Source organism: Nitrosospira sp. Nsp11 (genome assembly GCF_900142705.1).
Lineage (GTDB): Bacteria > Pseudomonadota > Gammaproteobacteria > Burkholderiales > Nitrosomonadaceae > Nitrosospira.
Window position 1 is genome coordinate 35,332 of record NZ_FRBV01000010.1, and the last position, 11,855, is coordinate 47,186.

The 11,855-nt window shown below is 54.6% G+C and carries 11 protein-coding genes; 1 reads left to right on the forward strand and 10 read right to left on the reverse strand.

Annotated elements, in window-relative coordinates; genetic code table 11:
• Positions 1–112 precede the first annotated feature (112 nt).
• Positions 113–496 carry a Co2+/Mg2+ efflux protein ApaG gene (gene apaG / locus BUA28_RS11125; protein WP_072768196.1) on the forward strand — a complete coding sequence of 128 codons (384 nt, stop codon included), beginning with the start codon at positions 113–115 and terminating at the stop codon, positions 494–496.
• Positions 497–688: 192 nt separating this feature from the next.
• Here apaG and der read toward each other — a convergent pair whose 3' ends face one another.
• The 10 genes from der to BUA28_RS15595 form a co-directional block, all read right to left on the reverse strand.
• A complete protein-coding gene (gene der, locus BUA28_RS11130; RefSeq protein ID WP_072768197.1) occupies positions 689–2,089 on the reverse strand; it encodes a ribosome biogenesis GTPase Der in 1,401 nt (466 codons plus the stop codon).
• 107 nt (positions 2,090–2,196) lie between these two features.
• Complete coding sequence (bamB, locus tag BUA28_RS11135; RefSeq protein WP_371915216.1) at positions 2,197–3,540, reverse strand: outer membrane protein assembly factor BamB; 1,344 nt, start codon at positions 3,538–3,540, stop codon at positions 2,197–2,199.
• Between the two features lie 188 nt (positions 3,541–3,728).
• Positions 3,729–4,355, reverse strand: coding sequence for a tetratricopeptide repeat protein (locus tag BUA28_RS11140; protein WP_072768199.1), 627 nt, complete (start codon positions 4,353–4,355; stop codon positions 3,729–3,731).
• 45 nt (positions 4,356–4,400) lie between these two features.
• On the reverse strand, positions 4,401–5,678 hold the full coding sequence (gene hisS, locus BUA28_RS11145; protein WP_072768200.1) for a histidine--tRNA ligase: 1,278 nt from the start codon (positions 5,676–5,678) through the stop codon (positions 4,401–4,403).
• A complete protein-coding gene (gene ispG, locus BUA28_RS11150) occupies positions 5,668–6,912 on the reverse strand; it encodes a flavodoxin-dependent (E)-4-hydroxy-3-methylbut-2-enyl-diphosphate synthase (RefSeq protein WP_072768245.1) in 1,245 nt (414 codons plus the stop codon). The genes hisS and ispG overlap by 11 nt, the downstream gene beginning before the upstream one ends.
• A gap of 39 nt (positions 6,913–6,951) precedes the next feature.
• Complete coding sequence (locus BUA28_RS11155; RefSeq protein ID WP_072768201.1) at positions 6,952–7,953, reverse strand: helix-turn-helix domain-containing protein; 1,002 nt, start codon at positions 7,951–7,953, stop codon at positions 6,952–6,954.
• Positions 7,954–8,065: 112 nt separating this feature from the next.
• Entirely contained in the window at positions 8,066–9,163 is a 1,098-nt protein-coding gene (gene rlmN / locus BUA28_RS11160; RefSeq protein WP_072768202.1) for a dual-specificity RNA methyltransferase RlmN, read from the reverse strand.
• A gap of 18 nt (positions 9,164–9,181) precedes the next feature.
• A complete protein-coding gene (gene ndk / locus BUA28_RS11165) occupies positions 9,182–9,607 on the reverse strand; it encodes a nucleoside-diphosphate kinase (protein WP_072768203.1) in 426 nt (141 codons plus the stop codon).
• 299 nt (positions 9,608–9,906) lie between these two features.
• Complete coding sequence (locus tag BUA28_RS11170) at positions 9,907–10,668, reverse strand: SGNH/GDSL hydrolase family protein (RefSeq protein ID WP_072768204.1); 762 nt, start codon at positions 10,666–10,668, stop codon at positions 9,907–9,909.
• Between the two features lie 492 nt (positions 10,669–11,160).
• Entirely contained in the window at positions 11,161–11,634 is a 474-nt protein-coding gene (locus tag BUA28_RS15595; RefSeq protein WP_072768205.1) for a hypothetical protein, read from the reverse strand.
• Between the last annotated feature and the right edge of the window lie 221 nt (positions 11,635–11,855).

The following is an 11,855-nucleotide window of genomic DNA, read 5'->3' on the forward strand; positions in this document are numbered from 1 at the left end:
ACGCTAACAGCTTCAGCCGTTAAACCAGCTCTCCCCTCGAATTTCGTGCGCCTGGACAATTTTATGACGCGCCACCCTTGCCGTCAGGTGAAAAATAGTGTGCAATGCGGTTATGACTGAAAGTACAAAATACGAAATTAAGGTAAAGGTCCACACAACCTATCTTCCTGAACAATCAGACGAGGCGCTCGATCGGTATGTGTTCGCCTATACGATCGTCCTTTCCAATACCGGCACGGTTCCGGCACAGCTGATTAGCCGCCATTGGATTATCGCGGATGGAGGCGGCGGTGTGCAGGAGGTGCGGGGTCTCGGCGTAGTAGGTGAGCAGCCATTGCTGAAGCCCGGTGACAGCTTTGAGTATACGAGCGGCACTGCCATTTCAACGCCGGTTGGATCGATGAAAGGCAGTTATCAGATGGTGGCTGAAGACGGTCTTCGTTTCGACGCACCGATTCCGGAATTTATCTTGAGTGTGCCAAGGATATTACACTAACATCCTGTCGAACTTGAAGGAAATCGGCTGGAAAAGCGTCTGGCTTGTTCATATTTTCCGCTTTTTCGCTGGGATTCTTCAAGTCCGAAAGGCTGCTACATATCCGTGAACCAGCCTTGGCGCATGCGACGAGGACGAGGCGTTATTCAGAAATTTCCCATGTTCTACTGAGACCCGGAGCGAAATCAATAATTATCCATATCTCTTTCGGCCGTATCTGCGGCGGCGATGCGCTTGTTTTGCTTCTGCCTCGCTGAGTGGCGCCGGGCTTTTTCCGGCGTAGGGATTGTGGCCAGTCTTGAATTCCACCCGTAAAGGCGTACCCTCGAGCTTGAAAGTCTCGCGAAACATATTCTCGAGATAACGCTGATAGGTTTGGGGCACATGATCGAGGGACTTGCCATGGATCACGATCAAAGGCGGGTTTGAGCCGCCCTGATGGGCGTAACGCAGTTTTGGACGAGACATGCCCGCACGCGGCGGTGGCTGCCTCTCTACCGCCGCCATCAGGACGCGGGTGAGTTTGGGGGTGGATAGCTGTGCCATCGCGGCGGCATAGGCGGCGTCAATCGATGGGAGTAGTCCTTTTAAACCGGTGCCCCGTAATGCCGAGATGTAGTGGAACTTCGCGAAACTCACCAGGAAAGGCAGTTTTCGGGCGATTTCGCTCTTGATAGTGTCGCGTTGATACTCGCTTAGGCCATCCCACTTATTAATAGCCAACACCAGCGCACGGCCCGCCTCCAGAATAAATCCGGCGATGTGGGCATCCTGGTCCGAAATTTCGCTGCTCGCGTCAAGGACCAGTACAACCACGTTGGCATCCTCTACCGCTTGCAGGGTTTTCACTACCGAAAACTTTTCTATCGCCTCAAGCACTTTGCCGCGTCGCCGCAAACCCGCTGTGTCGATAAGCGTATATGTGCGGCCGTTACGGTCGAAATCGATATAGATACTGTTACGCGTCGTACCGGGCTCATCGAAGGCGATAACCCGCTCCTCCCCCAGCATTGTATTCACCAGCGTTGATTTCCCAACGTTGGGGCGCCCGACAATGGCAATTTTCGGATGCTTGTCTTTTGTTTCGTCCTCTTGCGGCGGAGGAAAATGCAGCAGAGCCAGTTCAACCAGATCATTTACATTGTCGCCATGGATGGCGGAAATAGCGCACGGATCTCCCAAGCCCAGCTCGTGAAACTCAGCGGTAACGACAGAAGACGCCATACCTTCGGTTTTATTTACCACCAGTATGACTTTGCGCCCCGTTTTGCGCAGCTGCTCCGCAATGATTCTATCTTGCGGCGCCAGGCCCAGCCTCCCATCCACGATGAATAGGACCATATCAGCCTCATCGATCGCTTGTCGCGTCTGCTTGGCCATCTCATGCAGGATGCCTTCCGTCGCCATGGGCTCGAAACCTCCGGTATCGACAACCAGATAGGGCTTATCTCCCAGTCTGCCGTGGCCGTAGTGGCGATCTCGTGTCAATCCCGGTATATCCGCCACGATCGCGTCACGGCTACGGGTCAAGCGGTTGAAGAGCGTTGATTTCCCGACATTGGGGCGGCCGACCAGCACAAGAGTAGGTTTCATTATAGTAATTTTCCGAAAAAAGCCGGTTCCTTGTCGCTCTCGCGTTTCTTCTGCAATAAAGATTTTTCTCGGATTTTTACTCCTGTTTGTCGGTTGTAATTCACTTACTACGGCGTACAGAATGGAAGCAATGCGCAGAGAAACTGGCTTTGCGGTGATCGCAGTATCGAAGATGACTGACCAGGCAACAGGGGTGGCACTGCCATTGATTCTGTGCTGAATGCATAAATTCCACCTTTCAAGGTTTGTACCGCAAAACCATCAGGTAGCGGCACCGGGCGAGTAACGATGGCGCCCTCGTCAGTGAGGCTTCGCGCAACGATGGCGCCGTTGTCGTTCCTGATGAGATTCACATATCCCAGGGAATCTCCGACTATGATACGAGCGTCGCGAACGAGCGGTGGAGACAATCGGATTCCATCAAGTAGACTTTGCGTCCAAATGCGGGTGCCGTCCTTTTTATCGTAAGCTACCAGCGCGCCTTTATTCTCGCTTACGTAAAGGTAATGGTTATCCATGGCAAGGCCGGCGTTGCTGGATACGTCCTGTGCCCAAATCTGGGTGCCGGTCGTTATTTCGAAGCACGCAACACGTCCCTGATAGGCGACAGCGCATACCTGCTGTTCATCCATTACCGGCAAACTGGTGATATCGGCGATCCGCTCCAACTCGGACGCACCTTTTGGCCGTGCTACAGCGGCTTCCCAGCTTACACTGCCCGTCAAGGAATTTATCGCCACCAGCTTACCTCCAGCGAAACCGGCATAGACGGTGTCATCCGAGATCAGAACGCCCGCGAAACTTCGCACCGTCAATGAGGGGGTGGCGCCTTGGTAAATCCACTTGCGCTTACCGCTGCTCGCCTCCAGGCTGAAGATTCTGCCGTCTCCGGTACGAATCACTACCATACCGTTTGCCGCATGCGGTGGGCTTAGCACCTCGGTGGATACCTGTGCTTTCCATAGCCGGTTACCGCTTTTCTCATCAAACGCCAAAACTTCGCCTTTGAAGGTTCCAACCAGCAACAGGCCTTCACCCGTGCCAACGCCGCCCGACAACTTGTGTTTCGTATCGATAACGCCCGACGCTTTGCCTGTCGTCGCATTAAAACGCACGAGGAGACCATCCGTGCTGGCTACATATACCGTGCCATTCTCGAATACCGGCAGAAATACCGCCGCCTGGCCTTCTTCGACCCCGGCTTTCCATAAGGAACGTGCAGGCGGAATAACCTCCAGCTGAGCAAGCTGCTCCGGACTTAACTCAGGCGCTTTGCCAACGAACATCTCGGTGACACCGGAAATGTCGATATCCGCCAAGCTGCTCGCCACATCGCGCGCCATATCTATCATACCAGCGCATCCGGAAAGCAAAAAGGATGACGTCAGCAGCAGAATATACTGCCTATACTGCGAGACGGCGTCAGCTATCCCGGCGAACCTCCGGATAATTACTCTTCCGGCGAGCATTGCCAAGGGCATCAGTTTGCTTGGGGACATTTTCGAGGTTTACAATAAAAAATGATTGCACGTCGACAGGGTGGCCCCGTCATATCATTTTCCTTGAGGGTCAAAATTACCACTCCCCTCATCTTCGATGATGGTCCTGATTTTGTTGCAGACTCAGATTACTTGCGGTTTCACAAAGCGTCCAATTTCATTTGAATGATATTGTGATACGTGCCTTGTTTGCCCACCTTGTCGATTGCTATTTGATAAGCGGCACGTGCTTCGGCAACCTTTCCGGCGCTGGCGAGCAGATCGCCTTTAAGATCGGCATAGAGTCCATCAAAAGATTCGCCGTGCTTGGCTTCCAGCACACGCAGGCCGTCATCGTATTTTTTCTCATCCAGCAAGATGCCTGCCAACCGCAGCCCCACGAGATCCTTCAATTCCTCTTCCTTCGAATTATCCAGCACCCACTGCAGACGGCTTTTTGCATTTTGCAAATCGCCTGCGTCCAGGCTGGACTGGGCAGAGATCAGCGCTGCGCGCGATGCGTAGCCGCTGCTGGCAAACCCCGCCATTACCAGACCAGCGGCATCACTGATTTTCTTGGCATCCCCGCTCCCCCGAACCTGCAACAACGAATCGTACAATTCCACCGCCTGGTCAATCTGTTGCCGCTGGTAGTAATTCCACGCCTGCACGCCCGCTATACTCGCGATAAAAACGGCTATAACCACGATTACCTGCGTGCCATATACGCTCCACCACGTCTTCAGTTCGTCTATGTTCTCTTGTTCTTCCGGATCATATGTTGCCATTTAGCTTCCCGAATTAATAATTTTCTTTCTTGATTGCTTTTTTTTTCAATTTCCTTTGAGCAGGTCGACTGCTTCCGCGAGCCCGACCCTCACCTGTTCAGCCGCTTCGCGCAACGGCTTGATGCTTATTTCGCCGGCTTGTGCTTCCACGTCGCCAATGATGACGGCAAAACGCGCCCCGCTGGCGTCCGCTTTTCTCATCTGGACCTTGAAGCTGCCATCTCCACAATGCAAAATTGCCTTGAGCCCTTTGTCCCGTAAGTACCTGACAACCTTCCAGGCAAAGCCATCTGCAATTTCGCCACGATGTATTACGTAAGCATCCGGTACGGAATGCGGTATGTCGCCTGCACTTTCCATCGATATCAGCGCCAGCACACGCTCCACCCCTAGCGCGAACCCACAAGCCGGCGCCGCCGACGCAGCCCTTCCGCCGATCTGTTCCACCAATCCGTCATAGCGGCCGCCGGCACATACTGCGCCTTGTGCGCCAAGCTTGCCGGTTATCCACTCGAACACGGTACGATTGTAATAATCCAGACCCCGCACCAGTCTCGGATTGATCTCGAAATCGACTCCCTGATCGCGCAGCAGTCGCTGTAACGCCTCGAAATGCGCCAGTGAATCCTCGTCAAGGTCATCCAGTAACCGCGGCGCGCCGTCGATAACCTCTCTCATTTCGGCATTCTTGCTGTCGAGTATCCGTAACGGATTGCTGTGTAACCGCCTGCGGGCATCGTCATCGAGCTTGTCCAGATGCCGCTCCAGATATCCGATCAATCGAGACCTGTGCACAGCGCGGGACGCGGTGCTGCCAAGCGTGCCAATTTCCAGGCGCAGATTGGAAATGCCCAATCTTTTCCATAATTCCGCACACATGATTATGAGCTCGGCATCGATATCCGGACCGGCGTAACCCAGCGCTTCGACGCCTACCTGATGGAATTGCCGGTAACGGCCTTTTTGAGGACGCTCATGGCGAAACATCGCGCCGGAATAATATAGTCTTTGGGAACCCGCATAGAGCAGGTTATGTTCCAGCACTGCACGCACACAGGAAGCGGTTCCTTCAGGACGCAGCGTCAGACTGTCGCCGTTAAGTTGATCCGAAAAGGAATACATCTCTTTCTCGACGATGTCTGTTACCGCGCCAATCGACCTCACAAACAAGTCGGTCTGTTCGACGATTGGCATGCGGATGTTCCGGTAACCAAAAGCCGCCATACAGTCATGCACGACTTGCTCGAAAAACTCCCACAGGTATATCTGATCAGGCAGGATGTCATTCATCCCGCGAATGGCTTGCAGCGTTCTACTGGACATCGACCGTTTTCTTCGGATATTTCATCTGCACATATTCGTCGACGATCTGGCGAAACTCCCCCGCGATATTATCGCCTTTTAAGGTCACAGACTTCTGCCCATCCACGTAAACCGGCGCCACCGGCCTTTCTCCCGAGCCTGGCAGGCTGATGCCGATGTTGGCATGCTTGCTTTCGCCGGGGCCATTGACCACGCATCCCATCACAGCCAGCGTCATGTTTTCCACACCATCGTATTCTTCGCGCCATATCAGCATCTGGCTCCGCACGTAGCCCTGGATACTTTCAGCCAGCTCTTGGAAATAGGTGCTGGTAGTGCGGCCGCAACCGGGGCATGCCGCCACCAGAGGCACAAATGCGCGCAACCCCGTGGTCTGCAGAATTTCCTGGGCAACGATGACTTCACGTGAGCGGTCACCGCCCGGCTCAGGGGTGAGCGATATGCGTATGGTGTCGCCTATGCCTTGCAGAAGCAGCACGGATAGCGCGGCGGTGGAAGCAACGATTCCCTTGGAACCCATGCCTGCTTCCGTCAATCCCAGATGCAGCGCATAGTCGCATCGTGCCGCGAGGTCGCGGTAAACGGTGATCAAGTCACGCACGCCGCTCATCTTGCAGGACAGTATAATCCTGTCGCGGCCCAAACCAATCTCTTCCGCCCTGGCTGCGCTTTCCAACGCAGAGGTGATCAACGCCTCATGCATCACGAGCGATGCCTCCTTCGGATCGGGGGATTGCGCGTTCTCATCCATCATGCGCACCAGCAACTCCGGATCCAGACTACCCCAGTTGACGCCGATACGCACCGGCTTGTCATATTTACAGGCTGTTTCTATCAGAATGGAGAATTGCTCGTCGCGCTTCTTTCCATGCCCGACATTACCCGGATTGATACGGTATTTTGCCAGCGCCTTCGCACAACCGGGATAATCGGTCACCAGCTTGTGGCCGTTGAAATGGAAGTCGCCTATCAGCGGTACATCGCAACCCATGTCATCGAGGCGAGCCCGGATAGCCGGCACCGCTTTTGCAGCGGCCGGGGTATTGACGGTAATACGCACCAGCTCGGACCCCGCGCGCGCGAGTTGCGCCACCTGTACCGCGGTGGCAACTTCATTTTCGGTATCGGTGTTGGTCATGGATTGCACCACTACCGGGGCACCACCGCCAATCCTGATCTTATCTACGCAAACGCCTACACTGTTTCTACGTGGGGGGAAAGCATTTTGAGACATGGTCATAATAAATATGGGAATCTTATAAATGTTGAAATTCTATTCGAGCGACAACCGCGCCGTTCCACCAAAGGCATTGGTATAAGGCGCCAGATCAACCGGTTTGCTATTGTAGACCAGCTTGACCTCAGCCGCGTTCCCGATCGTCAGGAAGAATGGCGGCGTACCTTGCAGAACATGCTCGGTGCCCCGGGGATTAATCCGCGAAAGGAGCAATCTGCCTCTGCCATCTTTAACTTCGGTCCATGATTCTCCTGCAAATATCAAGTGAATACCATTCGCCCCGCCGTTCACGGCTGGAGAGGCAACGGTCGTATTCGCCGCTTGACTCGCCGACCTTGGGGAAACCGTGCTCGCCGATTCAGGCACAGCGGTCGCCGGAGCAGCTTGCCGCGCCAGCGGTGGAGACAAAACCGGAGCAGGAACAGAAAGCTGCGCAGTACTTTCTTGCTTGCCTGCCGTGGCTTCCTCGGCAGGCAAGTCGGCGTCGCTGTTTGAAATTACGTCAGGAGATTGGAATTGCGGCGGCTCGGTTGCTTCTTCAGCTCCAGATCCAGTTTCACTACTTACGCTGGGCTGCTTGCCTATATTGGCTATATTAGCCTCGTTACCACGATAAATTTCATAAATCAGCAGCAGCAACGCCAGAATTATCACCCCCGCGACAATCAGGTTGCGGGTTCCCGATTTCTGCTTCGAAGGAAACGGAACACCTTCAGTCTGATAGGTAATGGTTTGAGGGGCGGACGGCGGAAGTGACTGATCCAGTTGTTGCAATAACGGCGCAGCATCGATCTGCAACAGCTTGGCATAATTGCGTACGAATCCGCGCGCGAATGTTCCGCCCGCAAGCTTGTCGTAGTCATCCTCCTCGAGCGCCGTCACCTGCCGCACCGCCAAGCGCAGTTGCCGTGCCACATCCTCGATGCTCAAGCCGCGCGCCAGCCGTTCCGCTCGCAATAATTCGCCCACGCCTGTTCCAGTCCGGGCTGGTTTTTCATCCACCCCAAGGGTGGTATCTCCGTTATCAGGCGCGTCCATTACTCGAATCCGTCATTGTGCCAGCCTTGCCTCTTATTCGGAAATCAGCTCTATCACTGCATGTGAATACTGACTGTAGAAATCCGTCGAAGTTTGCGTCACGAAGTCTGCGTCATCTTGCCACTTCCATCGATCCCCGGCTTGTCCGTCGGGTTTTATCATGGACTTTCCCCGCCAGCTGACCACATGCAGCGGCAATATCGTCGCCGCGTGTCTTGCGTACCGTGGCCACCAGCCCGGCCTGCATCAGCACATCCCGAAATGAGGATACCGCTTCCGGCAATGAGCGCTTGTAACCGGAATTCGGAAACGGATTGAACGGAATCAGGTTGAACTTGCAGGGCGTATGCCGTACCAACTGAACCAATTCACGTGCATGAGCCACACTATCGTTAATCCCATCCAGCATGACGTATTCAAAAGTGACGAAATCTCTCGGCGCGGATTGAAGGTAGCGCTCGCACGCCGCCAGCAATTCCTTGATGGGGTACTTCTTGTTGATTGGAACCAACTGGTCGCGCAGCATGTCGTTGGGCGCATGCAAGGATACCGCCAGCGCTACCGGGCAACGCTCCCGCAAACGGTCCATGGCCGGTATCAAGCCTGATGTACTTACTGTCACGCGTCGCCGCGAAAGTCCATAGGCGTTATCGTCCAGCATCAGGCTGAGTGCGGTCACGACATTTTCCAAATTAGCCAAGGGCTCGCCCATGCCCATCATTACCACATTCGTGACAGCCCGATCGCGGACCTGCTCGCCGCCGAACTCTTCCGCCAGCGCTTTATTTGCCCACCATAACTGACCGATGATTTCCGCTACCGTCAAATTCCGGTTGAATCCCTGCCTGCCGGTAGAGCAAAAAGTACACGCCAGCGCGCAGCCAACCTGACTGGAAATGCATAACGTCCCACGGTTGGTTTCAGGTATGTAAACCGTCTCGATTCCATTACCTGCACCCACCGACAGCAGCCATTTTCGGGTACCGTCGGCTGCGGTATGATCGCTGATGACCTGCGGAGATTCGATCACGGCGGTTGCAGCAAGCTTATCGCGCAATTCTTTCGCCAAGTCGCTCATGCCATCAAAATCCACCCGGCCACATCGGTGTATCCAACGCAGCAACTGCTTGGCACGAAACGGCTTCTCACCAATTTCCGTAAAGAAGCCGGAGAGCCCTTTCGCATCGAAATCGAGAAGATTAACGCTCATGGCGGAGCTGTGGTTTTCCTAGCGAGAATAAATGTTGAGTTGCGGAAAAAAATAGGAAATTTCAGTTGCTGCAGTTTCCGGCGCGTCGGAGCCATGCACGGCATTGGCGTCGATACTATCGGCGAAATCTGCGCGGATAGTACCATTCTCGGCCTTTTTCGGATCCGTCGCGCCCATCAGTTCCCGGTTTTTGCCGATTGCGCCTTCGCCCTCAAGCACCTGCACCATTACCGGCCCGGAAACCATGAACTTCACCAGATCGTTAAAAAATGGGCGGCTGCGATGCACTGCGTAAAAACCTTCCGCATCAGTCTGCGACAGGTGCAGCATGCGCGCCGCGATTATTTTCAATCCCTTGCTTTCAAAGCGGGAGTAGATTTCGCCGATCACGTTTTTAGCAACCGCATCAGGTTTGATGATAGACAAAGTTCTTTCGACAGCCATTAAATACTCCACTAAATTAAGAAATTAAAGCGTATTTTAACAAAAAAACCGCCCTTACGCCGGGAAATCGGAAACCGGCGGTTGGCTTGGCGATGGCTTCGATAAATTAGGGATCAGGTGAAAAACGATTCTTTCCATCGACTCTTCCATCTAAACATGCCTGGATGGCTTCGGGATCGGTGGACGCCGGTGTAATACGAGCGATTGTTTAGCGGGCAGGAAGTGGATCGAGTAGTTATCGAGACATAGAGCATGAGACTGGTGCAGAGATCAACCGTTCATGAATCGCGGCCACGCCCCTACATCAGGCATTTTTGGGCCGTCAATACCGCTGGCAGGAATGCGGCACGGATTTCCGAGGCCCCCCGCAGGCTCGGCTCGATCGTATACGTAAACCATGAGGGATCGCCGCCTAGAAAATGCCGGTGCAAATCGATGAGTTGCCCATAGCGCACGGCGAGCTTGGCAATGATCGCGTTTACCCGATTAAAATTCGCACGTGCAATGCCCGCATCGACACCTAGAAAGTTGCGCGAATCGTCACCGAACGTCGGATCGTAGACCGTGCCGAGCAGAACTGGCCGCATTGGGAGCGCGTGCAGAAACATATCCAGACGCCGCTCGAAGCGCAGTATGCCATTTCCCCGGTCTGCGGCAAGTCCCGCAAGAAGATCGTTGCCGCCGATCGTCACCAACGCCACCCCCGGCCCGGCAACCTGGAGTCCTAGCGCTTGCCGCGGAAGATCCTCCACCCCGCTGCCGTCACGCGCCCGATGGTCGAGCTGTGCAAACGCGAACGACAAAAGGTCATTACCGCGGAACTCGGGAAACAGATGATCGTCATTACGCAGGATCAGCTGCCCTGGATGTACGCCATATTCATTGTATCGGGCGCAGTCCAGGATGGAATCCCCAAATGTGAGAACAGTGAATCCATTACGCCGCCTGGTTGCTCCTGTCGCATCCAGTGCGATCATTGCGGCGCCGGCTATGAGTGTCCGCAGCCAGCAGCGCCGGGTGCTCGACTCGAACCCATCATCCGGAGTGCGGCGACTAGCCATATTTCCCGGTCATCATATAACGAGTCAACGATATACAGACATGGATGAGCCGTATCGAAATGCACTACAATCCGTTGTGATGATTGCGCACCCATCGATTGTTCCGCCCCCGCTGGCAGCGTGTCGAGCTTAAAGAATCGCAGCGAAAAAGTGACTGGGTGAAGGCGGATTTTGCAGATTTTGAAGGCCAATAGTTATTCTATTGGTCGAAAAAGCGGCGAAATATGAACAGCCTCGACATTTTGCGCTTTTACAGCGATTTCCTTTTAAGCCCGGCAGGTTGCTGGATAACCTCACAGTCGACGCATCGCACCCCCCAACCAGGATCGTAGAGGAGAGGATAAACCAGGCGCCGCGTAATTATAGCCCGTCCGGTTAGCCCCTTGATACCACTCCGATGAAGATAACCGCGACTGGAAGGCGCCGTTATTTCTCCGGCTCCGCGCCATATCGTGACTCATCTTCGACGCTTTTCAGCTCATGAGGAACTTACTATTCCCCCGTTCCTGAAGTGGCTCCCGGAGCAGTTGATCCTCCGCCCGGCGCTACTCCGGTAAAGCCGTAACCTTGCCGCTCCGACCCACTTGTCGGGGAGGTCGCGGGACTTGGCGGCGCCTCCCCCGAAACGGCGCTGCCCGATGCGTAGGGGGGGCGTCCTCCCATGGGACCGTGTTGTCCAGTCATCGAATCAACCGCCTTCGGGCTAACCATGCCACCTGCGCTGCCTGCGTCACCCACGCCGCCTGGGGTACCGATGGTACCTTCGTTAGCCGCACCCGGGACACCTACGCTGCCTGCGTCACCTGCGCCGCCTCCGATACCTGCACCGCCTCCGATACCTGCGCCGCCTACACCACCTCCGCCAGCCCCGCCAACTTGAGCAGAAACAACGCCGGCGAGCCCCAGCATCATGCCGGCGAGCACAACGAATGTAGCAGTATCTTTCAAGAAGGAAATAGATTTCATGATATGCCTCACAATAATTCAGCGAGATTGCTGTATCGAAAGCGTACGCTCGCCCCTGAGTTATTCCGTTCGTTTCCGCACGAATGCACGAATACAACCCGCGCTTGAAACCGGCCAGAACCAGGGGTGAGCATCAGAGGAGTATAGGGCTCGCTCCGGCTAATACAGAAATTGTATTAGCGAGGGATTTCACGATGGATCAGTCGCGTCCGTATTGACGA